21 protein-coding genes are annotated in these 26,626 nt (G+C 41.6%); 11 read left to right on the top strand and 10 right to left on the bottom strand.

The features are described from left to right. The first annotated feature begins 1 nt into the window (after position 1). Genes E2P86_RS14475 through E2P86_RS14455 form a run of 5 tightly spaced genes read left to right on the top strand, consistent with a single transcriptional unit; the run spans position 2 to position 5,681 of the window. Positions 2–1,489, top strand: coding sequence for a RagB/SusD family nutrient uptake outer membrane protein (locus E2P86_RS14475; protein ID WP_134433603.1), 1,488 nt, complete (start codon positions 2–4; stop codon positions 1,487–1,489). Positions 1,490–1,508: 19 nt separating this feature from the next. Then, a complete protein-coding gene (locus E2P86_RS14470; protein WP_085474290.1) occupies positions 1,509–2,783 on the top strand; it encodes a hypothetical protein in 1,275 nt (424 codons plus the stop codon). A gap of 26 nt (positions 2,784–2,809) precedes the next feature. Continuing rightward, entirely contained in the window at positions 2,810–3,931 is a 1,122-nt protein-coding gene (locus E2P86_RS14465) for a TlpA family protein disulfide reductase (RefSeq protein ID WP_085474289.1), read from the top strand. 24 nt (positions 3,932–3,955) lie between these two features. Next, positions 3,956–5,119: a peroxiredoxin family protein gene (locus E2P86_RS14460; RefSeq protein ID WP_085474288.1), complete on the top strand. Its 1,164-nt coding sequence runs from the start codon at positions 3,956–3,958 to the stop codon at positions 5,117–5,119. A gap of 13 nt (positions 5,120–5,132) precedes the next feature. Further along, positions 5,133–5,681, top strand: a complete 549-nt coding sequence (locus tag E2P86_RS14455) for an SRPBCC family protein (protein ID WP_134433602.1) — start codon at positions 5,133–5,135, stop codon at positions 5,679–5,681. Between the two features lie 75 nt (positions 5,682–5,756). On the opposite strand, the gene E2P86_RS14450 is transcribed toward E2P86_RS14455, so the two are convergent. Beyond that, entirely contained in the window at positions 5,757–6,332 is a 576-nt protein-coding gene (locus E2P86_RS14450; RefSeq protein WP_085474286.1) for a C40 family peptidase, read from the bottom strand. A gap of 466 nt (positions 6,333–6,798) precedes the next feature. Between E2P86_RS14450 and thrA the strand changes: the two genes are divergently transcribed. Genes thrA through thrC form a run of 3 tightly spaced genes read left to right on the top strand, consistent with a single transcriptional unit; the run spans position 6,799 to position 11,564 of the window. Continuing rightward, a complete protein-coding gene (gene thrA, locus E2P86_RS14445; RefSeq protein ID WP_085474285.1) occupies positions 6,799–9,246 on the top strand; it encodes a bifunctional aspartate kinase/homoserine dehydrogenase I in 2,448 nt (815 codons plus the stop codon). A gap of 10 nt (positions 9,247–9,256) precedes the next feature. Beyond that, positions 9,257–10,246 carry a homoserine kinase gene (locus E2P86_RS14440; RefSeq protein WP_234991300.1) on the top strand — a complete coding sequence of 330 codons (990 nt, stop codon included), beginning with the start codon at positions 9,257–9,259 and terminating at the stop codon, positions 10,244–10,246. A gap of 10 nt (positions 10,247–10,256) precedes the next feature. After that, positions 10,257–11,564: a threonine synthase gene (gene thrC, locus E2P86_RS14435; RefSeq protein WP_134433601.1), complete on the top strand. Its 1,308-nt coding sequence runs from the start codon at positions 10,257–10,259 to the stop codon at positions 11,562–11,564. A gap of 66 nt (positions 11,565–11,630) precedes the next feature. Here the strand turns inward: thrC and E2P86_RS14430 are convergent, their stop codons facing one another. The 5 genes from E2P86_RS14430 to E2P86_RS14410 form a co-directional block, all read right to left on the bottom strand. Continuing rightward, entirely contained in the window at positions 11,631–13,679 is a 2,049-nt protein-coding gene (locus E2P86_RS14430) for an endonuclease/exonuclease/phosphatase family protein (protein ID WP_134433600.1), read from the bottom strand. A gap of 222 nt (positions 13,680–13,901) precedes the next feature. Continuing rightward, positions 13,902–15,380, bottom strand: a complete 1,479-nt coding sequence (locus E2P86_RS14425; protein WP_085474282.1) for an amino acid permease — start codon at positions 15,378–15,380, stop codon at positions 13,902–13,904. A gap of 38 nt (positions 15,381–15,418) precedes the next feature. Further along, the gene (locus E2P86_RS14420; protein WP_134433599.1) at positions 15,419–16,120 is read right to left on the bottom strand and encodes a hypothetical protein; all 702 of its coding nucleotides are present in this window, start codon (positions 16,118–16,120) and stop codon (positions 15,419–15,421) included. Positions 16,121–16,124: 4 nt separating this feature from the next. Then, positions 16,125–18,071: a M1 family metallopeptidase gene (locus tag E2P86_RS14415; RefSeq protein ID WP_134433598.1), complete on the bottom strand. Its 1,947-nt coding sequence runs from the start codon at positions 18,069–18,071 to the stop codon at positions 16,125–16,127. A gap of 3 nt (positions 18,072–18,074) precedes the next feature. Continuing rightward, on the bottom strand, positions 18,075–18,422 hold the full coding sequence (locus E2P86_RS14410; protein WP_085474279.1) for an arsenate reductase: 348 nt from the start codon (positions 18,420–18,422) through the stop codon (positions 18,075–18,077). Between the two features lie 185 nt (positions 18,423–18,607). Between E2P86_RS14410 and fbaA the strand changes: the two genes are divergently transcribed. Continuing rightward, a complete protein-coding gene (gene fbaA / locus E2P86_RS14405; RefSeq protein WP_085474278.1) occupies positions 18,608–19,687 on the top strand; it encodes a class II fructose-bisphosphate aldolase in 1,080 nt (359 codons plus the stop codon). A 139-nt stretch (positions 19,688–19,826) separates the two neighbouring features. After that, positions 19,827–20,300, top strand: a complete 474-nt coding sequence (gene rlmH, locus E2P86_RS14400) for a 23S rRNA (pseudouridine(1915)-N(3))-methyltransferase RlmH (RefSeq protein ID WP_085474277.1) — start codon at positions 19,827–19,829, stop codon at positions 20,298–20,300. 525 nt (positions 20,301–20,825) lie between these two features. Here rlmH and E2P86_RS14395 read toward each other — a convergent pair. Together E2P86_RS14395 and E2P86_RS14390 are read right to left on the bottom strand one after the other, a co-directional pair. Further along, on the bottom strand, positions 20,826–21,278 hold the full coding sequence (locus tag E2P86_RS14395) for an NUDIX domain-containing protein (protein ID WP_085474276.1): 453 nt from the start codon (positions 21,276–21,278) through the stop codon (positions 20,826–20,828). 14 nt (positions 21,279–21,292) lie between these two features. Next, on the bottom strand, positions 21,293–22,027 hold the full coding sequence (locus tag E2P86_RS14390) for a hypothetical protein (protein ID WP_085474275.1): 735 nt from the start codon (positions 22,025–22,027) through the stop codon (positions 21,293–21,295). Between the two features lie 147 nt (positions 22,028–22,174). Here E2P86_RS14390 and E2P86_RS14385 point away from each other — a divergent pair, with 147 nt between their 5' ends. Next, positions 22,175–24,598 carry an alpha-ketoacid dehydrogenase subunit alpha/beta gene (locus tag E2P86_RS14385; protein ID WP_134433597.1) on the top strand — a complete coding sequence of 808 codons (2,424 nt, stop codon included), beginning with the start codon at positions 22,175–22,177 and terminating at the stop codon, positions 24,596–24,598. A 33-nt stretch (positions 24,599–24,631) separates the two neighbouring features. Here the strand turns inward: E2P86_RS14385 and E2P86_RS14380 are convergent, their stop codons facing one another. Both E2P86_RS14380 and aroC read right to left on the bottom strand, forming a co-directional pair. Continuing rightward, the gene (locus tag E2P86_RS14380) at positions 24,632–25,486 is read right to left on the bottom strand and encodes an ROK family protein (protein WP_134433596.1); all 855 of its coding nucleotides are present in this window, start codon (positions 25,484–25,486) and stop codon (positions 24,632–24,634) included. Next, a complete protein-coding gene (gene aroC / locus E2P86_RS14375; RefSeq protein WP_134433595.1) occupies positions 25,476–26,570 on the bottom strand; it encodes a chorismate synthase in 1,095 nt (364 codons plus the stop codon). Before aroC ends, E2P86_RS14380 begins: the two co-directional genes overlap by 11 nt. Between the last annotated feature and the right edge of the window lie 56 nt (positions 26,571–26,626).

Here is a 26,626-nt window from a genome sequence, read left to right as displayed (position 1 = left end):
CATGATGAAAAAGATATTAACCTACATATTATTTAGCAGCGTGCTGCTGCTAGGGGGGTGTAAAGATTTCTTAGATCTACCACCAAAAAATCAACGTGCCGTAACGACGTTGAACGATGTGAAATCTGCTTTGGCAGGTTATTTAGACGCTTTTGTCCGGACTAACACAAAGCCTATAATTGGTCCAAGTCCCATTATTACCGAAGCACAAAATATGATGTTTGAGGCGTATTCGGATAATTTTGATTTCGCAGGTAATATGTCTCAGTATATAAATGCAAAGAACATTCATGCACAGGAGAAGTTTTATGCGAATAAATTGTTGTTCAATGATACGGAGACCACTGATTATATCTGGAATAATTACTACGCTGCAATTGGTTTTTTGAATGCATTGATTGATCAGTGTGATAATTTGAAAGATGCTGATCCGAGTGAGTTGAAGCGCGTGAAAGGCGAGATGTTGGTACATCGTGCTTTTTATATATTCAAATTGCAACAATATTTTGCACCGATGGATAAAGAGGAGTTGGGTATTCCTTTGTATTTGCATACGGGGCAAGAGGAAATTGATATCGTGATGGATCGCAAGAAATCGTCTGAAATCTACCGTGTCGTTACAGGCGACCTGAAGGCGGCATTGGAGTATTACCAATCAGAAGGACCGAACGATGGTTTTAACAGATTCTTTAATGCGCGTTTTATCCAGAACCTTTTAGCCCAGGTATACTGGTTTAAGGCGGAATCGTCAGCCAAGGAGTCGACCGATTATGAACAGGCAAAAGTTTATGCCGAGGCGGCTACGAAAGATGTGGATGCACTAATTCCTAATACATTGGTGGCATTCCAAAATGTACAGCGGAACCTTAATCCGGACTACCCCGCTGTTTACCAACAGAGTGTAAGTTTCGGTATGTTGATGCCGATCTATGGCTCAAACCTCGATTATATAGGTTATTCGCCAAATAGTCTAAAGGTGCCGGCCGATTTTTTCAGTCTCTTTGATGATATGGATATACGTAAAGCGGCGTACTTTACCGGTAGCGTGATGTCAAGTACCTGGCCGGATGGTATGGTAAACGGCCAGAAGCATATTCGTATTCATTTGTTCACACCTGAAGAAGCGTACCTAATCTTAACAGAAAGTCAATATCGTCTCGGTCAACAAGATCAGGCGTTAGCAACACTGAACAAATTTAAAGGTTTCCGTGGAGCGAAAGCCAAAGCGGGGCTGAATGGAACGGAACTTCTACAGGAGATCGTCAACGAGCGACGTAAGGAGTTTTTCTGCGATACAGACAAGCGTTGGCTTGATTTGAAACGCTACAACATTGGAAATATAGAACGTAAACTTCGTTTCTTTAATAAAGAATATACTGTTAAGGTAGAAGCCGGCGATTACCACTATGCGCTGCCGATCCCGTTGACTGAGTTGCAGGAAAATCCGGTCATGGTCCCTAATATGGGTTGGAATCCTATTGTTTTTTAATTTTTAAGTTGGAATCAAAATGAAAAAGACTATATATATATTGGCGATGCTCTTGGCGCTACAAGGGTGTAAGAAAGAGGCGTTCAACTACGCTACCTATCAAGCTGATGCGACAGATATTGACTCTGTCTATTTCTCTACGGGGAGCACTACGCTCATTGCTGACGGTAAAGCTACACTGCAGTTTGTACTGGAGACGTACCGTAAGGTACAGATTGAAAGTTCCCAAGGAAAAACAAAGGATACCATGATGTTTGTGGATTACCGTACATTACCAACAGGCGACGTTAAGGTGTATGCGGATGGGCAGTTGCTCTCAGCCATGGAGTACCGTACGAAAGAAACGACCAAATCGAGCTTACAATTTTATGCACAGGTAGGAAATGCAAAATCTTCGATTAAGCAAGTTCAAGTGAAGCAACCCAAGGTGATGGGTGAGAAGCGATATGTCGATATCATATTTCATGTGTTGGAGCTAAATCCTACAGATCCAGCGTTTGACCCCCTGACGAATCAAGAAATTACCCCAGCTCAATTAGCGCAAGCGGTCACATATGCCAATGATGTTTTTAATAATGTTTACGGTAAAGATCCAAATGGTGGAAGCGCTAATTTGGAATTTCGCTTAGCAAAAAATAACGCTACTGGCGCTACTTTAGCACAACCGGGATACAATAAGATCTTGTATGACGCTTCTTGGAAAACATCGCCGACGGCACAATTTTCTGCTGTTAATTTTACGTCGAAAATCGATTCTACCGTAGCTTATCAATGGGACAAAACGAAGTTCTTGAATATTTATATCTACCCAATAGCCGCGAATAATAGTTTGGGAGATAATAGAGCGGCCTATCAGATTGTTCCAGCAGGTCAGACAGCGATTCCTGGTATTACAAACACGATCACTTCGGAATCCCAGATTCCGGCTAAGAAATTTTTCACAACCTATGGATTGGGAATTCACCGCACAGTTTTCTTTCCCGGAATGGATAGACGGATAGAAATTGCACAATACTTAGGTGTTTACTACGGACTCTACCCGACGCATAATAGTGTGCTGCCCATCATTGACCACGTCTCTGATACGAAGAAGTATCAAATAGGAACCGGAAGTGCCAATGTAACGAGCGGCTTGCTGAAGATTGGTGTCGATGGTGAGAAATTTTTAGCCAATAATCCGATGGATGACGTACGGTATGCCTCGCTACGAAATTGTTTTACACAGCAGCAAATCGATCGCATCCGTCTGGTGATGGAACGCTCCCCGGTACGTAAGGCATGGACATTAAAATAGATCTTAAACTATAAACAAAAAGATAAATGAAAAAACTAGTAATGCTGCTGCTCAGTGTAATTCTTGTGAGCAGCGTAACAGCACAGTATAAGATTAAGGTAAAAGGCTATGTAACTGGACAGACGGAAGGTCATAATAATGTTTATCTATATAATCAAATAAAAAAGGACACCGCTGTTATTAAAGACGGTTATTTTGAATTTAATATGGTGGAACCAACCGCTGGCTCACGTGCCATAGCGATTGAATATGATCAAAAGAAACATCGTATGTATTCCCCGGTTGTTTTATTCTGGGATCAATCGGGAACAATTGAGGTGCGTTTCGACATCCAGAAAGGGTTATCTTCTACGACATTAAGCGGTATGCCATCTGCCGTGACTTTTGCCAATCACAGTGCAGCGCGTAGTAAAGCTTTTATGGAGATCCGAGCCCAAGTGCAAGCAAAGTACGGAGCTGATGCCCTCAAACAAGGAGCTGATGCGAACAAAGAGGCGATGGCTTATATGGAAAAGCTTTCGGCTCAAAAGTATGACTCGTTATTAAATACGTTTGTGGATGGTAAAAGTATGTTAGCACCGGTTTTAATTCTTAGTCATATTTCTAATCTCCCTACGGATAGATTGGAAAACTACTACAGCCGTCTGTCTAAAGCGGTGAAAGAAAGTGAGGAGGGCCAGACGCTGAACGCGAAGATTCAAGGCTTGAAGAATGCTTATGTAGGGGCAACGGTCACAAATTTCAGTTTACCCGATGAGAACGGAAAGCAACGCTCTTTTGAAGAGTTTAAAGGTAAGTATATACTGCTTGATTTTTGGGCTTCCTGGTGTAGTCCATGTCGGGCTTCCTTTCCGCGTATCCGGGAAGTGTATGACAAACTGAAAGGTCAGAATTTTATTGTTATAAATGTTTCTATCGATAAGAATAAAGAAGCGTGGTTAAAGGCCGTAGGAGAAGAAAATAATCCGTGGCCACAGCTATATGATGATAGTAAGATGGCTTATGCTCGGTTTAATGTTAGTGCCGTTCCTACGTCATATCTTATCGATCCATCTGGAAAAATAATCATGAAAGAGATTGGTTTCGACCCAAAAGGTGGTGGGGCAATGGAACTTAAACTGGAAGAGATATTCAAAACTAAATTTTAATTTAACAACATATTACAAAACGAGATGAAGAAGTCGATAATGGGAATGGCTGCGGCCATATTAGTTAGTCTGAGCGCGAATGCGCAGCAAAAGGAGTTTATTACTGTTACGGGGAAAGTTAATTTTCCGCCAAGTAAAGAGCACCAAGAGAAGTATCCATTTACATTGAAAGATAAGCCAATGAAGGATGCAAAAGTTTTTCAAACAATCCAATTAAACGCAGATAGTACGTATACGATTAAGGTGCCTAGTAAAACTCCTCGTTTGTATTCACTCGATGTGTATGGATGGGACCGTATTACATTTTGGGCCGGAAATGACGATTTGAAAATCAATTTCCGTGGAGAAGATACGGCAAAGATGAAAATTAAAAACCCGCCTTACGTATTTATCGAATCGGAAGGAAAAGACAATCAGCTGATTAATATGTTAAACTGGGAAGTTTATCAGAACTACCAAAATACAATAGCGATCGGGAAGCGTCAATACATGGCTTCGCAGAAGAAAGATACAGAGATGCACAAGTCTTTGACGGATATGATGATGGAGCAGTATGATAACCTAAATACGAGAGCTAAATGGTATGTACGTGCTTTTAAAAACGATCCACAGGTTGTATATGCTTTAGGTTACTTAAGTCCAAAGCGCGATCAAGACTTGATTATCGGTACGGTTGATCCTTTATTGAAAAAATATCCTTGGTTGACCGAAGCGCAAGAAGCAAAGGATAATATCGATAAGGCTCTTGCTGCTGCTAAAAAGACAGAGATGGGGGTAAAGTTCTTGAATATTACGCAAGCCGATCAAAATGGTAAAGAGGTGAAACTGTATGATTATATGAAGGGCAAAAAATATGTTCTAGTTGATTTTTGGGCATCATGGTGCGGACCGTGTCGCGCAGAGAATCCACATGTACTTGCCGTATATGATAAGTATAAAGCTAAAGGGTTTGATGTGTTTGCGATTTCTTTGGATGATAAGAAAGACAACTGGTTAAAAGCAATCAAAGATGATAAATTGCCGTGGATCCAAGTCTCGGATCTTAAAGGTTGGAAGAATGAAGCAGCACAATATTATAATATCGGTAGTATCCCTTCTAACTTCCTGTTAGATCAAGATGGAAATATTATTGCGAAGAACTTACGTGGTGCGGACTTGGAGAAGGAAGTAGCGAAATTATTAAACTAATTATCATACACCTATGAAAAGGATTTCTTTTATAATAGGTATAATGCTCTTGCTGCTTTCGCAGCAAGAGTCTTATGCGCAAATGGCTGCAGCCAAGAAAGTAAATTGGGATGTCGAACATAAAGTCTCTTTAAATGCGACATCTGGTTATGTTTGGAATATTATTAAGGATGATAAACTATCGACTAAAGCATCAAATGGTTTTGTGAAATCTATTACTATTGATGATGCGACCATGCCAATTGATCGTACTGTGTATTTCGCTGATGGAACTAAAAGAGGGGAAAGGGTAACACAAATGGAAGATCAACATAAATTGATGGTTATTCATGTTGCTAAAGAGTCTTTAGATCCAGGTATCGATGATTTAGAGATTGCCATTTTCAATCAAGCGAATGATGCGGATACGGTTACGGAGCTCACGTGGCGGATTCTGATCAAAGGTGATAAAGAGGCGAAAGAGAAGGCTAAAGCAAAGATCTTAACAGAGCTCAAACAATATGAGTTGGGCATACAAAAGATGGTACCAAGCAAATCTATTCCTGCAATGCGCATGCAATAGAAAGGCCGATCGTTGAGTATACAAAAAAGCCCTTCTCTATAGAGAAGGGCTTTTTTGTATATTGTTTAGGGTGACTTAATTCAAATTCTTATTGTCGTCATTCGATCCCGCGTTCGCCGTCATTGTTTTAGCATCATCAATTGGACGTCCACCATTATAATAATATCTCTTCCAGTATGCTTCGTTCAGGTTGCTAATCATCACACCACGACTCGAAGCTGCATGTGCAAATTTATCGTCTCCTAAATACACACCTACATGGGTAATTTGTTTACTGCGGATTTTGAAAAATACAAGATCTCCAGGTTGAAGATCACTTTTTCCGATTGGCTTAACATTTGCATATTGATTTCTGCTGTTGTAGCCAATTGTGGTGTTGAAAACATTTTCATACACCGCTAAAGAAAACTTCGAACAATCGATTCCACGCTTAGAATCTCCACCCAACCGATAAGGTGTACCCAACCATTCGTAAACAAATTGGTACAGCTTCGTGTTAGTCATTGCGTTGTTCGCAACACCCATTATTTGAGAAAAGTAATCTTTGGCTAGGTTATCGGGATCCGAGGAAGTTGTTTTTTTGGTTTGTGCCTGCGACACTAGACATAAGCCTATGAATAGCATTCCTGCTACTAATTTCTTTGTTTTCATTTGTTCGCTTTAATTACAACTTTTTTAATCATCCAGGTGTTTTATAAACAAGGACAAAAGCAAAATTAACACTTATGTATTGGGAATCCAAGTAAACTGACATTTATTTAACAAAGTTTTAACGATTTTTAACATATGATTTTTTGGCTAACGGTAAATCTAGGACGATGTAGTATTGTCTATTTAATACTGTTTCAAGGCTGTTTTTAATATTTTTTTAATAAAAAATGTAAAATAGTTTGAATTTATCAATTATTTAGTTTTATCTTTAGACCGATTTAAGAAAAAATGATACAGCACACTATTATTTCAACGATTATTATTACCACCGGGCATAAACAGCGGAGGAAGTAATTCTATTGTCTAATAAAAAGTGTACATAAGATATAGAGCCTTCCTCAAAATGGAAGGCTTTTTTTGTGCCATAAACAGAACCATCTATTTTAAAACGACTAAATACAGAAAAATGAAAGTACTTAAGTTTGGAGGAACCTCGGTCGGGAGTATCGAAAGCATCAAAGCGGTGCTGGATATTGTCAAAAAAGCATACGATGACGGTGAAAAACCACTGGTTGTCTTGTCTGCTATGTCGGGGGTAACCAACCTATTAACCCAAATGGCCGAGAATGCGGCGGATCGTGTTTCCTTCGATGAAGATATTAAGAATCTTGAAGAACGCCATTTTGCCGTTGTGAAGAAACTGATAGCTGTTAAGTATCAGAATCCGGTTCTTACCAAGCTGAAGCTCTTGATTAATGAGCTTGATGAAATATTGCAAGGGGTATTTGCGCTGAAAGAACTTAGTGCGCAAAGTAAAGACCTAATTGTTTCTTTTGGGGAACGTTTTTCGAACTATATGGTAGCCAAGATTATGGAACAATATGTGCCACAGGCCGAGTTTCTTGATGCTTCGCACTATGTGAAAACCGATAGTAATTTTGGGCATGCTCATGTAAATGAGGAGCTTACTAACCAACTTATTCAGGCGCTGGGACACACGCATAGTGATAAACTATTGTTTGTAACCGGTTTTATTGGCTCGAATGACAAAGGTCGTATAACGACATTAGGTCGGGGTGGATCAGATTATACTGCCGCTATTTTTGGTTCTGTGCTACATGCATCAGCGATCGAAATATGGACCGATGTCAATGGGATGCTTACGGCAGATCCACGGATCGTCAAGAAAGCCTTCTCGTTACCGGTTCTTTCCTATACCGAAGCCATGGAGCTTTCATATTTTGGAGCCAAGGTGATTTATCCGCCGACGATGATTCCTGCTTTCATGAAAAAGATTCCAATCGTAATACGTAATACATTTCAACCCGATTTTGAAGGAACTGTTATACAGTTTGATAGTGGGAAATCGGCTTTTCCGATAAAGGGAATTTCTTCGATATCCGATATCTCTGTTATCAATCTATCGGGGAGTGGAATGATTGGAAAGTCCGGCTTTAGTGGGCGTCTGTTCACGTTGTTGGCGCGTGAGCAAATTAATGTGGTATTAATTACACAGTCTTCTTCCGAGCATAGCATCACCTTTGCTGTTAATCCAGACGATGCGTATAAAGCGATTCGCTTAATTCAGATTGAATTTGAGTTGGAGTTGGAAGCCAATAAATTGCTGATGCCGACTATTGAAGACAATCTTTCCGTGTTGGCTATAGTGGGCGAAAATATGAAGCGTACACCAGGCATGTCCGGGAAACTGTTCCATGCCTTGGGGCGTAATGGTATCAATGTGCGTGCAATTGCACAAGGCTCTTCCGAATTGAATATCTCGGTCATCATCGGTAAAGAGAACTTAGCTAAGGCGTTGAATGCAGTGCATGATGCTTTTTTTGCTGAGCTGAAGAAGACATTGCATGTGTTCAATGTGGGAACAGGAAATATTGGTTCTACCTTATTTAAGCAGATCTATGAGCAGCATGACTTTTTGCTTGACCATAATGATATTGAAATAAAGGTTGTCGGCTTGTCTAATTCGCGTAAGATGTTGTTTGATGCGGATGGTATTGACTTAGCACAGTGGAGTGAGCAGGTGGAACACCAAGGCGAGGTAGCGGACTTAAGTGGGTTTATCGAGCGGATGAAATTAATGAATCTGCCGAACTGTATTTTCGTAGATAATACGGCCAGTAAATTGCCTGCAACATATTATGAGGATATCTTTAAGTCTAATATATCGATTGTCACATGTAACAAGATTGCAAATTCAGGGGATTATGCGCAGTATAAATTACTGCATGATACAGCACGTAAGCATGGCGTAGACTTTTTCTATGAAACCAATGTGGGCGCAGGATTGCCAATCGTTCGGGTATTAAAAGACCTGATGATGAGTGGAGACCGGATTATTAAAATTGAGGCTATTCTTTCCGGGACGATTTCTTACATCTTTAACAATTTTACAGGAGATGCATCCTTTTATGAGGTCGTTAAGAAAGCGCAAGAATTGGGTTACACGGAGCCAGATCCACGTGATGACTTAGGGGGGATTGACTTTATGCGAAAAATGTTGATTTTGGCACGTGATGCCGGATATACCATTGAACCAACCGATGTGGACTTAGGAGCTATCCTTCCGCCATCGTGTCTTGCGGCGGCATCTGTAGATGATTTCTATACGGAACTACTAAAGGCTGAGCCTTATTTCAATGCCCTGAAAGAGGAAGCTGCCAGCGCGGGTAAAGTGATGCGCTATATTGGTAAATTGGAGGATGGTCAGGTTTCTATTTCCTTACAGATGGTCGGTGATAATCACCCATTTTATGCCCTCTCGGGAAGCGATAATATCATCTCTTTTACAACAGAGCGCTATAAAGATAGGCCTTTGGTCGTGAAGGGCCCTGGAGCAGGTGCAGAAGTTACGGCAGCCGGTGTTTTTGCGGACATGGTTAATGTGGGAGCATAGTCGTATTATAATGAGCAATAATTTAACAACAGTAATGGAAGATAAAAGAATAGATTTCCAAAACGTTAAGAATGAAGTACGTGTTTTTGCACCAGCTACAGTAGCCAATATGATTTGTGGTTTTGATATCCTGGGCTTTGCCGTCGATTTTCCGGGCGATGAGGTTAAGATGTATCGGGTGGAAGAACCTGGGGTGCGTATACGTTCCATTGAAGGGGATGAGGGGCGTTTGCCACTGGATGCGGATCGTAATACAGTAAGCGCTTGTGTAAAAATGCTATTGGAGGCTTTGGGTATTCAAGAGCAGATCGGTGTAGAGATAGAGTTGATAAAACACATGCCTATCGGAAGCGGGCTGGGGTCAAGTTCAGCAAGCACTGTCGCCGGGCTTTTTGCTATAAATAACCTCTTGGGAGATCCATTAACGAAGGAAGAGCTGATGCCTTTCTGTGTGGAAGGTGAACGTTTAGCCTGTGGACACGGGCATGCGGATAACGTTGCTCCAGCCTTGATGGGAGGGATTACTTTAATCCGCGGATATAATCCATTGGATGTTATAAAACTGCCGGTACCCACAGAGCTCTATGCTGGGATTGTTTTTCCTAAGGTCGATGTGCCGACACGTGATGCACGTCAGTTGATTAAGGAGAAAGTATTGTTAAAAGATGCGGTAACACAATGGGGAAATATCGCGGGGTTAATCGCAGGTCTATACGATTCTGATTACGACCTGATTGGTCGCAGTATGCACGATGTGCTGATTGAACCCACACGCGCCATTTTGATTCCCGAGTTTTATGAAATGAAACAATTAGCATTAGAAGAGGGGGCACTCAGTTTTGGGATCTCTGGTTCAGGACCATCGGTAGTTGCTATTGCGCGCGGTAAAGATATTGCGGAGAAAGCAGCTACTCGTATCCAGCAACATCTAACGGCTTGCGATATCGAAAGTTTTAAATACGTGTCTGCCGTTAATGTCGATGGACCGAAAGTAATATAAGAACACTATTATGAAACTATATAGTACAAATAATAAAGATTTACGGGTTTCCTTTCAGGAGGCAGTTTTTAATTCCCTTCCGGCTGACAAAGGGTTGTATATGCCTGAAGTAATCCCACAATTAGACCCTGCTTTTATTCGAAATATTGAGCAGTACAGTTTACAAGATATCGGTTTTACGGTAGCAAAAGCATTGATTGGGGATGATATCCCTGCCGATGCGCTAAAAGCAATTGTTCACGACGCGATTAATTTTGATGCGCCTGTAAAATTGTTGGATGCGGGGATGGGTGTTCTCGAGCTCTTTCATGGCCCATCCTACGCTTTCAAAGATTTTGGCGCTCGTTTTATGAGCCGCATCATGGGGTATTTTTCACAGGAAGGAGATCAATTGTTGGACGTGTTGGTTGCCACTTCAGGGGATACCGGCGGAGCGGTTGCACTGGGTTTTCTTGGTGTGGAAGGTACACGTGTGACAATCCTATATCCGAAAGGGAAAGTCTCTAAGGTACAAGAGGAGCAGTTGACGACCAATGGTCAGAATATACGAGCCTTGGAAATTGAGGGTACTTTTGATGATTGCCAGGCATTAGTGAAAAAAGCATTTAATGATGAAACACTAAATGATGTGCTGCGTCTGACATCTGCCAACTCGATTAATATCGCGCGACTGATCCCGCAAACCTTTTATTATTTCTGGGCTTATGCACAGTTGAAGGCACAAGGAGTGAGCGAAGTGGTATTTACGGTGCCAAGTGGAAACTTTGGTAATATCGGCGCTGGATTGTTGGCTTACAAAATGGGGCTGCCTGTCAAACATTTTGTTGCGGCAACGAATGTAAATGATACCGTACCACGCTTTTTGTCAAGTGGCGCCTATAGTCCTAAACCATCGGTGCAGACGCTTGCCAATGCGATGGATGTCGGCGACCCAAGTAACTGGGTGCGTATTATGGATCTTTTTGGTCGTGATCTAGAAATGGTGCGTAGCTTGATAAGTACGTATACGTTCAATGATGCGGAAACGAAGGTTGGTATGCAGGAGCTGTTTGAACGCTATGGTTATGTCGCATGCCCGCATACAGCTATTGCCTATCTGGCGGCACGTCAATATCAGGAGGATGTTCCTGGAACCTACGGCTCGGTGTTTTTATCAACAGCACATCCGTGCAAATTCCCGGACGCCATCTCGAAGGAGGCCTTTGCTAAAGTAACGTTGCCGCAAGGTGCAGAAGCGTTAGCTGAAAAAGAAAAACTAGCAACCGTGCTCCCGGTTGATTACGATTTATTTAAAGATTATTTGCTTCAGCATAAATAATTTCAAGATTGTTGTTTAATGGAGAGTCCCCAGAAGTTATCGTTTTAACGCCTGGGGCTTTCTTTTTTATAATACTTGAAATGTCGTTAATACCGCGGCATGATCGGATGCCCAAACATCATCAATGTCGGGGCTACTACGCACGATCTTAGAAGATAAAGTACGCATCTTACCTTTATAGTAGATAAAATCGATACGCGACATTTGCATCTGTCCGTAGATGACTGCCGTGGTGCCTCCTTGATATTTTAGCTCGTCAGGGTTTTGTTCTCTAAAACTATCTTTGAAGCCTTGTGTAGCCATGTATTGAGAGGTTGGAAAGTTTACCGCGCCATAACCGAAGTGCAGGGGCTTGGTCCGATCGGTCCAGTCTAGATGACTACAAGAATTAAAATCGCCAGCAATAATTGTGGGCATATCGGGACTCTCCTGATGCGGTAGAATATCTTTATTAATGAGGTTCGTAATATCTACAAGTGATAAAGTGGCATCCTCAGCTTCCCAGACCTTAGGGTTAAGTCCATAGCTTGCGTAGCTGGAGGTGTATTCTGGACGGTAGGCGTAGCGTAACCAACAATCGTTAACTAAGATTTTCTTACCGTTATTTAGTTTAATTATTCCAGGGTTCGATTTGAAAGATTCGCTGGAAGGAATTTTATCGATCGGAAATCGACTAAAGAGCGCCAGGTTATCTTTAGCTGATTTCGTTTGCAGATGGAAACCTAGTGCTTGCGCAATGGTATCTTGTGCACCGTAGCCTTCTTGCATGGTGATGATATCGGCTTGTGATGCACGAATAAGATCGATCACCCGATTACGGCCCTCTGTTTTACCCAAGTGTACACCGCCGTGCCAGATGTTCCATTGCAAGACCTTGATGATATCGTTGTTTTTTCCGTTACTGTAAGCAACCCGTTGTGTCGCGTAGTCGGTACTTAGTTCAGGGCTATGTTTTTTACCTGATAGTTGTATGATAGGTATATTCCCTACCAGCTTGTTTCCTGGTATTGCATTCTCTGTGAGATCGAGAGCTACCAAAAAATAGTTGACGCCAGGTTGCATATACTGTATTGGCTCTCCTTTCTGGCGAATAAACCTTAATTTGCTTTCCGCCTTTTGTCCGCGACCAAATATTTCTTGACGCAGGGAGGATTTAGGCTGTTGTCCTGTATAATACAGGTGTACTTTGTCAATATCTTTTAGATTCTCCATGGCCGATAAATCGAGCTCCAGTTGATCGAGCGATAGTGGTTTATCTGTGCCTTGCACAATGATACGTAATTTAATAAATTGTCCACCTTTACTTCCTTGTTCGAGATCCCATTCGTTGTGGAGTACCGTGGCATGGAATAACTTTTGTTTTCCATGGTGGTGCACGATATGGAGGTCATCCTGGGGTTTTACAAAGGCCATTGGCTTATTGCCGTAGTAGTCATTTCGGCCGTTGCGAAGGTGGTAAGACTGGTGTCCTTTGCCCACCCAATTGACAGACATACTTTCTGTAAAGTCTTCAAAATTATAATAACCTATTAAATAGCGAAATGATGGATGTGTGCGTTCAATCGGGGTATCTTTCCAACGTTGTAGCGTTGATAACGGAAGTGCGGTACGCCAGATGCGAACCTCATCGATGCTGCCGCCGAAGGTATGCTTTTTCTCATTTACGCCGATAGCGCCGGGAAGGATGGCGAGCGCCGTGTCACGATGAGCTACTTCCTTTCCATCTAAGAATAAACGAGTCGTCCGTCCGTCGCAACTGACGGCGACATGGTGCCACGCATCATCCATTTTTATGCTGGATTTTAAGTTCGCGCCTTTGCTGTATAGATATCCATCTTTAATAATTAAAGGCATATTATCGCAGCTATTTAAATCGCTGTACTCCCCGCCGGTGATGATTGCTTCTTCTGGCTTCCAGGTGTTGTCATCGCCTTTAATCCACGCCTCCAGTGTCCATTTTCCATCTATGATACCCATACCGGTACGTACGTCATTATCCAGTCCGTCCATTATTAACACCTTGTTTTGGATCGGGCTGACTTTTTGTTGAGCTTGGACGGTGGTAGCGAAGCAGGCTAACGTTATGGCGCCAATTATAGGATAGAATGGTTTCATATTTCTTGGTTCTTTTATCAAAGATAAAGGTTCGCATAGTGTAAAGCTGGAGATCCAAACGCTTTTTACGTCCTCTGGATGCCTTTCCATAAAGAAGTGGTTTGTTCAATCGATTGTGTTGTGGGGAATAGATCGTTTCGTATCAAATATTTTACGACATAAAAAAAAGCCATATCGTACTTAAAGTGCGATATGGCTTTTTTTATTGAGAAAGCGTAACGTCTATTTATTCGACTGTTTAACGCTATTTCTGATTTTACTGTGCTTTTTACTGTAGAAGAAGTAAATAATTACCCCAATTAGTAACCATATACCAAGTCGCTCCCAACTTTCAATAGGTAAGGAGGCCATAAGGAGAACACACACAATAACACCTAAGATTGGTAATACAGGAACAAATGGTGTTTTAAATGGACGTTCTAACTCTGGGTTTGTTTTACGGAGCACCAAGACGCCAATACAAACTAAGGTAAAGGCAAAGAGGGTACCGATACTCACCATATGTCCAAGATCTGAAACCGGAACAAAACCAGCAAAGAGAGAAACGAAGATCATAAACACAACATTCGTTTTCCACGGTGTTTGGTTTTTACCTAGATCGGAGAACATTTTTGGTAAAAGACCGTCTTTACTCATGGAGTAGAAAACGCGACTTTGTCCTAAAAGCATCACTAAGATTACCGAGGTATATCCAGCGATGATGGTGATAATTAATGCCGTATTTAAAAAGGTGTAGCCTGTTTTCGCAAACGCCGTAGCTACGGGTTTGGCATCGCCTTTAAACATCTGGTAATTTTCTAACCCTGTTAGTACGTATGAAAACAAAACATAAAGGATTGTACACACTACTAAAGAACCAATAATACCGATCGGCATTCCTTTTTTAGGATCTTTAGCTTCTTGTGCGGCTGTACTTACAGCATCAAAACCTACAAAGGCAAAAAATAAAACACCCGCTGCACGAAGGATACCACTGATACCAAATTGACCGAAATACTCACTACTGAAGAAAGACCATAAGCCCATCTCTCCACTTTTTACCATCTCTTCACCCACGTTGGTCGGAATGAAAGGATCGTGATTCGCTGGGTTGATAAAACTCCATCCCAAAGCAATGAAAATTAATACCACACTAACTTTAAGTACAACTAAAATATTATTTACGGCGGAAGATTCTTGCGTTCCACGGATTAAGAGCAGGGATAATAAGCATACGATTACGATCGCAGGGATATTAATAACACCGCCTTCCCACGGGCCTTTTAAGAGTTGCTCTGGGATATGCATGCCAAAAGTGATCAATAGTTCGTTGAAATATTGTGACCAACTTACGGCAACAGTTGCACTGGCAAGTGCATATTCTAAGACTAAATCCCAACCAATAATCCAAGCGACAAACTCCCCCATTGTTGCGTAGGAATAAGTGTATGCGCTTCCGGCGACTGGAATCATGGATGCAAATTCTGCATAACAGAGACCGGCAAATGAACAGGCCAAGGCTGCAATAATGAAAGAAAGAACAACGGCAGGTCCTGCATTTTCTGCAGCAGCAATACCGGTTAATGAGAAAAGACCCGCTCCGATGATGGCCCCTACACCAAGAGAGATAAGGCCGGTACTGGAAAGTGTGCGCTTGAGCGTGTGTTCGCCACTTTCGCGAGCCTCTTGAATAATTTGAGGAATTGATTTTTTGTAAAGCATAAATTAGGTAGTATTAATGATAGTCGTTGTGTTACTAGTTATTTTTTTGATTTAAATTTACTGTATGAATCCAAGATGTATATCCTTACATCCTCGGGTGAGGCGGTCTGGATAAACTCTAAAGTCGGACGGAATTGTTCCCTAAATAAAGGAAGTTCCGTATCGTTCAACGGAACAACGGAAAGTATAGTTTGGTCGGAGAATAGGCGGTCCACCTTACGTTTGTTTTGCTCCGCAAGAAGTAAGTCCAGGTTTTTGCGCGCCTGCTTACCTTTCTTTCCGAATAGACGCGATGGTGATAAGCGAAGTCCACCTCTGGTCTGAGAAGCTTCCGTTACTTTTCCTTGATTTTGGGCCTGTTCTATCTCTGCAATCAGTCGGCTATCGGTCAAACGGCTTACCACGACTTCGTCAATTATAATGCTTTTATTATCGCGTGTTAAGTAGATCCGTTGCACGCCGCCAGCATAGATAAAGGCGGTATCAACATTGTAGCCTATTTGTGTAAATGTTAGGTAATCATTAAGCTGTCCGCCGATCGTGAAATTCCCTTGACTGTCTGTTTTTGTCTCTTCTTTAGTGCGAAGGTTTTTTACTTTGACATCTTTAACGCGTTGGCTGCTTTCCAGTTCATGAACAATCCCCTTGACTTCTTGTGCCTGAACTTGCGCGGAAAGATTCGTCAACACGCTAATGAATAGGCATAGGCCTACCTGATACATATAATTTTTAATTCTCATATACTTATTTTTTCGGCCATACATTATTATCAGGGTTAATATCAGGATAAACATGATCCGGGTCGATAACAACTTTTGTTAGTTTTTCTGTAGTCTTTAACTTAAAAGTCCACGATTTATTGCGTTGCCAGATCTCGACAGGCAATTTCTTTCTTATTTTTTCTCCTGATTCCGTAGTCGCTTCAATGACAACGGGCATTGGAAGTTTTTGTAAGTTCTCGATCGTAATTAAAGCACCATTTTTCGGGTCCAGTTTGTCGTATTCTACTCGGCTTATTGCTTGGTCTAGTGACCAGTTATTTTTAAACCAACCGCGCCAAAACCAGGCTAGGTTCTCTCCGGTTTCATTTTCAATAGTGCGGAAGAAGTCATCCGGAGCAGGGTGTTTGTATGCCCAGTAAGCAATATAGTTGCGAAATGCTTTGTCAAAACGCTCCGCACCAATAATCTCATCACGCAATAAACGAAGACCGTATCCCGGTTTGTAGTAAACAAGTGTTCCGATGTTCCGTTCTTTCATATTTTGGGGTGATGACATGACAGGTTCTAGCGAAGGAGCTGAAAATGCGCGGGTCATACTATTGCGGTTTCCAAAGCGTTTGTGGTATTCACCTTTGTTGAATGCTTCAGTAGATAATTCATTGATAAAGGTATTGAAACCTTCATCCATCCATCCGTGTAAGCGTTCATTACTGCCTACAATCATAGGAAACCAGTTGTGGCCGAATTCATGATCGGTAACCCCCCATAGGTTTCCTCCCTTTGCCTGGTGACCACAGAACGAAATTCCCGGGTATTCCATGCCACCAACATTTGATGCAACATTTACAGCCACAGGGTAGGGATACTCCATCCATTTTTTGCTATAGTATTCGATCGATGCTTTGGTGTATTCGGTGGAACGTTCCCATCCGTTGTTTCCACTGCTTTCTACGGGATAGGCCGATAATGCCAAGGCTTTTTTACCACTCGGATTATTGATTTTTGCACCATCAATAATAAACGCTGGTGATGAGGCCCACGCAAAGTCATGCGCTTGATTTAGTTTGTATTTCCACGTTAAAAGGGCCTTGTTGGGGCGAGATCCTGGTGCTGTCACCTCCTGAGCCGAACGGATAAATATGGTTTTATCACTTTGCGCCGCTTGATTATAGCGTTGTAATTGTTCTGCGGTCCAAACATCCTGTGGATTGAGGAGCTCTCCGCCCGCGACAACAATATGATTGCCGGGTGCGGTTATCTCAATATCATAATCCCCATACTCTAAGTAAAACTCACCTGGTCCCGTATAAGGTTCCGTGTTCCAGCCTAAGATATCATCATATACACAAACCCGAGGATACCATTGCGCTATAGTGTAAATTTTACCGTTTCGGGTCGTTAATATCCCGGTTCTATCTGCTCCATATTCAGGCACGGTATAAGAGAATGACAAATCCAATGTTACTGTCCCTCCTTGCGCCGATAAGGCTTTAGGAAGTTCCAATCGCATTCGTGTATCGACAATTTGGTACGTAGCTTTGGTGCCATCAGCAAAGCGGATGTTGTCAAATGCAAACCCACCGTTGAACGTGGAATTAGGGGATCCATAACGACTTTCGTCTAAAGGGATTGTGGCTTGGCCGCGGGAATCTTCATGGAAAAGATTTTGATCCAATTGAAACCATAAAAAGGAAAGTTCGTCTGGACTGTTGTTGGTGTAAGTGATTCGAACAGTGCCGTTGACATTGTCCGTTTGATCGTTTAAGGCAACTTTAATAGTATAATCGGCTTTATTCTGCCAGTACGCATGTCCTGGTTTTCCACTGGCGGAACGGTATGCAGATCCATTGTTCGTGTAAAAGATAGGATCAAAGGCTGCCGTATAATCATAGATGCTTTGTGTTTGCGCAGACAAGTTGCTACATAATAGGCTTCCCGAAAGCGCTATAAACAAAAATCTCTTTAACATATCTTATCCTAATTTTTTGGTGTATTCGGATTCATCAAAACCCAAAATGATTCCTTTAGCTGTTTCAATAACCGGGCGTTTGATCATACTGTTGTTCGCTAAAAGAACGTGATTGGCCGAAGAAGGATCGACTACCGCTGCTTTCTCCGGATCCGTTAATTTGCGCCAAGTTGTTCCTTTTTTATTAACCAAAACCTCCCAGCTTACTTCCTTTTGCCATTCCAAAAGCTTTTCTTCTGTCGCTGGTTCTTTCTTGAAATCATGAAAAGTGTATGCAACTTTGTTATGATCAAGCCAGTCTAATGCTTTCTTTACTGTGTTACAATTTTTAATGCCGTAAACATGTACCATAAAAATGAATTGTGTCTATGAAAAGTAAAGATATTAATATATTTAAGAAGAGACGAATTCAGTTTTGGGAAAATAATGGTGCTTTATATAGTGTATTTTTTACACTAAGTATTGTTGGGTATTGTAAAAAAGTAGTATCTTTAGTCAGAATTATAATTAAATCGACAATATCTTAAAATAAAACAATGAGCCTAAAAGATTTTAAAGGTGTTTTGACGGGTAGTCAAGTGCAAGAGCTTTTTGAGATTGCAAAAACACACAAATTCGCATTGCCAGCAGTAAACGTTATTGGTACCAATTCTATTAACGCTGTTATGGAGACTGCTAAGGCAGTAAATTCCCCAGTAATCATTCAATTATCTAATGGTGGCGCACAGTTTTATGCGGGTAAAACATTAAATAATGACGGGTTGAAAGCTTGTATCTTGGGTGCTGTTTCGGCGGCGCAACATGTACACTTATTGGCGGAGCACTATGGTGTTGCGGTAATTTTGCACACAGATCACGCGGCGAAGAAATTGTTGCCTTGGATCGACGGTTTATTGGATGCAGGTGAGAAATTCTTTGCACAACATGGCAAGCCTTTGTTTTCATCGCATATGTTGGATTTATCTGAAGAGCCGATTGAAGAAAATATTGAGATATCAAAAAAATACTTGGAGCGCATGAAACCGCTAGGTATGACGGTTGAAATCGAGTTAGGTGTTACAGGTGGTGAGGAAGATGGTGTTGATAACTCGGATGTTGATAGTTCGAAACTTTATACACAACCAGAAGAGGTAGCGTATGCATACGAAGAACTTTCTCAAGTTTCTGATAAATTTACAGTAGCGGCAGCTTTCGGGAATGTACACGGGGTGTACAAGCCAGGAAACGTGAAGTTACAACCTGTAATCTTACATAACTCACAAGAGTTTATCCGTCAGAAATTTAACCTTTCTGCAGAGAAGCCGGTAAACTTTGTATTCCATGGTGGATCAGGATCTAGCCCAGAAGAAATTGCAGAAGCAATCTCTTACGGAGCTATCAAAATGAATATTGATACGGATATGCAATGGGCATATTGGGATGGTGTTCGTGCGTATGAAGCGAAAAACCACGATTACTTACAAGGACAGATCGGTAACCCAGAGGGTGAAGATTCTCCAAACAAAAAATACTATGATCCACGCGTATGGTTACGTAAAGGTGAAGAGGCTTTTGTTACACGTTTGACACAAGCATTCGAAGAGCTTAATGCAATTGATATAAACAGTAAGCTGTAATGCGATAGGCGAACAGCAAATTGCTAATAGCCGTTGATATAAAATGGTTCTGGGGCGCAATACCGCAGAACCATTTTTTATGCCTTATATTCAGGTAAACTTTAACTAATTTTGCTTTCTTAAAACGAGATCGTATACGATGAAGATAACATTGCTTTGTATTGGTAAGACGGATGAGGGATTTGTACAGACGGGTATTGAAAACTATGTGAAGCGCTTGAAGCACTATATTACATTTAATATCGTGGTGTTGCCTGATATTAAAAATGTAAAAAACTTGAGTCAGGAGCAACAGAAGACAAAAGAGGGCGAATTGATCCTAAAAAATATGAGTACATTGGATTTTGTTGTGCTTTTGGATGAGCGGGGAAAAGAATATCGTTCTGTGGATTTTTCTAAGTTTATCGAACAAAAAATGGTGGGCTCGGTGAATCATCTTATTTTCGTAATTGGTGGACCGTATGGCTTTTCGTCGGAGGTTTATGCGCGAGCAAACCAACAGATTTCATTATCGAAGATGACGTTCTCCCATCAGATGATACGTATGTTCTTTGTGGAGCAGCTTTATCGTGCTTTCAGCATTATGCGAGGGGAACCTTATCATCACGAATAATTTTTGGTGTATTGTGAAAAAGGATGCTTTTTTGCATCTCATATATAAAAGGAGGTTAAAATGGACTTAAATAATTTTAAGCGAGATTATAAGTTTAAGAGCGAGGAATCTTATAGCGATGGAAGAAGAAATAAAACACTTATCGTTTCTTGTATCGTTATTATTATTGTGTTGTACTACGTTTTCAAGTATATATAGTTGGTGGTTTGTAGTTCGTAGTGAGGAGTTTGTAGTACAGAGAGCATAGTAGGTGGCTGCCAATAGGGGAACCATATCTTTAAGATTTGTTGGCGTATAGAAGTGGTCGCAAATCTTTCAACAAGATACAAAATTTAGCTGTGCTCTACAAACGACCCAACTACCGCACGCTGGCGCGAGCCTTTGGCTCGTGTCCTCTCAAAAGAGTCCAAGCTACAAACTCGAACTACTGAACTAATCCTAACTAATTAGGAGCTACAAGCTTGCCCGCAGTAGGCGGGTAAGAAATAGTAAGGGTAAACTCTTGTCTAACTAAAATAAGAAACCTTACTTCTGCTGCAACCGTTTAAAAGCGTTCCACGCTGCTTTATCCGTTTTGAAGGTCAGATCGTCCTCCTGAAGATCGGCTATAGGAATAAACCGAAAGACCTCCATTTTCTCCTGTTGCTTTTCATTCGAGAAATCGAATGGGCTTTTCTTTAGTTCAAATGTAATAGGACTGACGGCTTTTATTTGATAGTAAATAGATAAAATTTGACTTTCGTTAAAGCTCGATTTTTCATAGAAATCTGTGGTGTATAGATGGCTCAATACTTCAACCTCGAGCTCGCATTCCTCCATGAACTCCCGCTTTAAAGCGTCAATTAATCCTTCTCCATATTCCAATCCACCGCCCGGGAATTTTGTGAAAGCGACCTTTGATAATTTCTCATCACTGATCAGCACTTCGTTATTTTCGTTCACGAGTATGCCATATACCCGTACATTAAATAAATACATCGTTTACGCCAAAATTATAAAGGTTGAAACCCGTTCTCGATACTCATCTCGTCAACCCCGAAGAATGAATAGTGCTTGGGTAAAAACCATTGTACCGTGTTCATAATCGTGTTGAAATCTTTTTCCGTCGCAAATTGTGTTGGCATAATATTAAATACCAAATCCTGTGAAGCGCGTTCTTCATCGGTGTAGTTACGGGCAATAAGCATCATTTTGGGATTTTTAACCCCTGAATACTGTAAGAACTCTTTGACTTGCCGACGTAGGTAGCCCGGAAAAATATCCTCGGAAGGTTGACCCACCAAAATATCTTCATCTTGTCCGATACCGAGGTACTCGCTTGGATTTGAGAACAAGCTCACTTCAGAATAAAAAGATTGGTTCAGTCTCAGGTTTACTAAGTCCCCGTATGAAAATACCCAATCTGGCTGTCCTGATTGCGCATTGATAGCGACTCCGAATCCCTGTTCTAAGATAACATCCAGTTGATTCTGTAACACAAAAGCTTGAAAACTCTCGTCTGTACCAACCGTTTGTAGTTGGATGTAGGGAAAGCCGTCGTTACTCATGATAACCTCCGGATCGCCAAGCTTTAAATTGGCGCCCGCAATATGGGCCAAAAAATCATCCCGCCATTGTTCATTGCGATCCGTAAAAGGAACTTCCATTAATTGATTGATAATGATGGTCTTTTCTAAATCGCCTAAAAAATTGGGCTGCTGCTCGTTCTTGTTCGGATTCTTACTCATTACTTTCTGCTACTAAAAAGAGCCTAAAAGTAACTATTAATTGCTGTAATGAAAAACTTCTTTACCATTTTAAGCAAGTGATAAACGAAGGGAAGAATTGGGATAGAACTTATATTTTACTACTTTTGTTAAAACCGTAGTTTAACTATGTCTGATATTACCATGAACATAAGTAATGATTTTGAAACTTCAAAAATCAGTTTTGAAGACTTTCGCGAAATCATTCTAAACGATTATAAACTCGCTGCGGAAAGCAGATATGTAAGTTTGTTGGGACGGAAAGAAGTTTTGACAGGGAAGGCTAAATTCGGAATTTTCGGTGACGGAAAGGAAGTGGCACAACTTGCTTTGTCAAAAGTTTTTAAGGAAGGCGATTGGCGTTCAGGATACTACCGGGATCAAACTTTTATATTTGCCTCCGGGATATCCAATATCTATCATTTTTTCTCCCAATTATATGCAAATCCGGATTTAGAGGCGGATCCTTCTTCGGGAGGACGACAAATGAATTGTCACTTTTCGACCCAATTGATAGATAGCGCTGGAAATTGGTATAACCAAACCGAACAGAAAAATTCGGCTTCTGACATCTCTACGACTGGTGGGCAGATGTCGCGCGTGATGGGTTTGGGGCTTGCTTCAAAACTTTACCGTGAAAATGATCAGCTCGAGTATCTCAACTACTTTTCCCAAAAAGGGAATGAAGTAGTATTCTGTACGATTGGGAATGCTGCTACATCGGAAGGTGTTTTTTGGGAAACCCTTAATGCCATGGCGGTAAAGCAGATTCCTGTGGTTTTATCGGTATGGGATGATGGTTATGGCATTTCGGTTCCGAATGCAGTCCAGACAGCTAAGTCGGATATTTCTGAAGCTATTCGTGGCTTTCAGCGAGATAGTGCTGGAACATCTGGCGTGGAGATTTTTAAAGTCCGTGGTTGGGATTATGCAGCGCTATGTGAGGTATATGAACGGGCTGCAAAGTTTGCGCGTGAGGAACATGTTCCTTGTGTGGTACATGTTACGGAATTAACGCAGCCACAAGGGCACTCCACTTCGGGGTCGCATGAGCGTTACAAGTCAGCAGAACGCCTGGAATGGGAAGATGCCTATGATTGCAATGTTAAATTTCGAGAGTGGTTGTTGACCTCTGGCGTTGCCAATGCAGAAGAACTTGCTCATATAGAAAAAGAGGCCAAGGCCTTTGTACGAACCGAACAGCGCCGTGCTTGGGCTGATTATCATAAAACTATTCAGGTGGATCTTGATGAGAGCATCGCTCTACTTTCAGAGATTCCGCATCCGATGGTTGATCTGCCATTAAAAATGCTACAGTCCTTAGCTGAGCCTTCACTCAAGGAAGTGTATGCGAATGTGAGACGTGCTATTCGAGACTTACGTCAGGTGAATGTGGCAGGAAAAGAAGCACTTGTTTCTTGGTATAAAGAAAAGATGGCTATTAATCATAGCCGGTATAATGATAAATTGTTCAGTGATACGAATGAATCGCCTTTGTCTTTAGTCATGACGGATGCGGTGTATGACGATGATGCTGCGGTAGTCGATGGACGCGAAGTACTCAATGCTTGTTTCAAAGAGAATTTTATCCGAGATGAACGTATTTTAGCTTTTGGTGAAGATGTCGGGAAGATCGGCGATGTGAACCAAGGATTTGCGGGACTGCAGGAGAAATTCGGTGAACTCCGTGTTTTTGATACCGGTATACGGGAGTCTGCTATCATCGGAAAGGGGATTGGTTTGGCCTTGCGTGGATTAAGACCTATTGCCGAAATTCAGTATTTGGATTATCTGATTTATGCAATGCCTGTACTGAGTGACGATTTGGCTAGTTTAAGTTATCGTACAAAAGGAACGCAAAAGGCGCCTGTAATTGTTCGTACACGGGGACATCGTTTGGAAGGAATCTGGCATTCGGGTTCACCGATGACTGTTTTGTTAGGTGGTTTGCGGGGAATGCATGTCTGTGTACCCCGTAATATGACCCAAGCAGCGGGTATGTATAATACCTTGTTGCGTTCGGACGAACCTGCACTTGTTGTGGAATGCTTGAATGGCTATCGATTGAAAGAGAAAATGCCATCAAATGTAGGTGAATTTACTGTTCCAATAGGCGTGGCAGAACTTATTCGCCCAGGAAAAGATGTAACGGTTGTATCGTATGGGGCAACTTTACGAGTCGTACAAGAGGCTGCTATAGAGCTTGAAAAGCTCGGTATCTCTATTGAGATTATTGATGCACAATGTTTGTTGCCTTTTGATCGGGAACAACTTTCTGTTAAGTCGCTTAGTAAAACCAATAAACTACTCGTTGTTGATGAGGATATGCCTGGAGGTGCAACAGCTTACCTTTTGCAGGAGATTTTGGAAACGCAAAAAGGATACTTCCTTCTCGATGGACAACCGCGTACGCTGTCGGCAAAAGCACACCGTCCTCCGTATGGGTCGGATGGTGATTACTTCACAAAACCTTCCGTGGATGATGTTGTGGAGGTGGTCTATGAGATGATGAGTGAATATAATGAGCAAGAATATCCCAAGCTTTATTCGTAATTGGGATATTCTTGCGGTTGATTCCGAAAGAAATTAAGATCTAAATAAAGAAGCGGCACCCATCATGGCCGCTTTTTCTGCATATTGACCCGTCCATATTTCAAAAGCATGAAAATCTGAGGCATTATAGCTTTCAATAATCGGCCATGCTTTCGCAATGCTACCACCTAAGATAAAGGAGTGGCATTGGTGTTTCTCCGAGAAAAAGCACAGAAAGTCATATAACGATTTAGCATATTCCGTGAGTAAAATATCAAAGGCTTTTGTTTGACGGTGTTTTTCTATAATATCTTTAAATCCTTTTTCGGAGATACCAGAAAGTTCTTCGAATCGTTTGGTGAGCCAGCGCGTTACAAGGTACTCTTCGAAGATCGTATCATTATAGGGGCTACTCCAAAGATCCGCATCGAACGCTTTTTGTCCACGTTTCCAAACAGCGGATCCGAGTCCTGTTCCGAGTGTAATCCCCAGCATAACTGCACGCTGGTTTAGGTCGCCGGCAAAAACCTCTCCTTGTAAAAATGCCGCCGCATCATTAATAAACCTTATTTCAGTTTTATAATCCAGTACTTCTTGTAGCGCTTCCTGTATATTAAGTTGGTATAGCGCATCGTACTTATCTTGATTTAACATTAATGATATTCCTTTCTCATAATCAAAAGGTCCGGGCATGGCAATTCCGAGATGGCTTATAATGTGTTCTGTTTTCTGTAAACTATCTGTGAGACAGTCTTTCCACGATAAGAAAATCGATTTAGCATCCGATTTAGAATTAACATGGCTTCTAGAGATTGTAGCCTCTAGAATTTGCCATGTCGAAATATCTACTATTGCTGATGTGATGTGTGTTCCGCCAATATCGGCAGTTAATACTAAATTATCGCTCATTGGTGTACGCCATATTCCGTAAAAAATGATCTGCAAGGGTCAATGCAGTCATTGCCTCAACAATAATAACCGCACGCGTAACAACGCAAGGGTCATGTCTTCCTTTTCCTGTTATTGTGGTAGCTTCACCACTTTCATTTAGCGTTTCCTGGTCGCGCATAATGGTTGCTACAGGTTTAAATGCTGTTCTGAAGGTTATATCCATCCCATTAGAAATTCCGCCTTGTATTCCGCCAGAGAAGTTTGTTCTGGTGCGTACATTATCGTTTTCTTTTACGAAGATATCGTTGTGTTCAGAGCCGCGCATCTGCGAACCAATAAATCCAGAGCCGTATTCAAATCCATGTACGGCGTTAATGCTAAGCATAGCCTTTCCTAGATCAGCATGTAGTTTATCAAATACCGGTTCCCCTAGACCTGCTGGAACATGACGGACAATCGTTGAAACTTGTCCACCAATGGTGTCACCTGCTTTACGTACTTCGTCGATCAGTGCAATCATCTCATTAGCTGTGGCAGGATCGGCACAGCGCGCAATATTATTTTCACGTCTTTCTAGGAGCGCATTTAGATCCGTTGTGTCTAAATTTGGTGCTTCAATAGGTCCAACGGAGGAGACGTGTGCAAAGATTTCGATACCATGTTTTTTTAGGAATAACTTCGCCACGGCACCTGCGGCAACGCGAGCAGCTGTCTCACGGGCAGAGGAGCGACCGCCACCACGATAATCACGGATACCATATTTCTGCTGATACGTGAAATCGGCATGCGATGGACGATATTTGTCAGCTATATGTGAATAATCCTTGGAGCGTTGATCCTCATTGGGAATCAAAATTGCTATGGGAGTACCCGTAGATTTACCTTCAAAAACACCCGATAAGATTTGTGCGGTATCGCTTTCTTTACGTTGCGTGGTGATCTTAGATTGTCCGGGTCTCCGTTTATCAAGTTCAGATTGAATAAAATCTTCGTCAATATCTATATTTGGTGGGCATCCATCGATAATAACACCAATAGCTTTGCCATGCGACTCGCCAAAGGTTGTTATGCTAAACAGAGTGCCAAAAGAATTTCCAGCCATAATTGTGTATTATTCGGTAAATATACCAATTCAGCAATAACAAACTAGGGGTAATT

Source organism: Sphingobacterium psychroaquaticum (assembly GCF_004421025.1).
GTDB lineage: Bacteria > Bacteroidota > Bacteroidia > Sphingobacteriales > Sphingobacteriaceae > Sphingobacterium > Sphingobacterium psychroaquaticum.
Note: the sequence above shows the minus strand (reverse complement) of the source record. Positions and strands in the feature narration are given on the sequence as shown.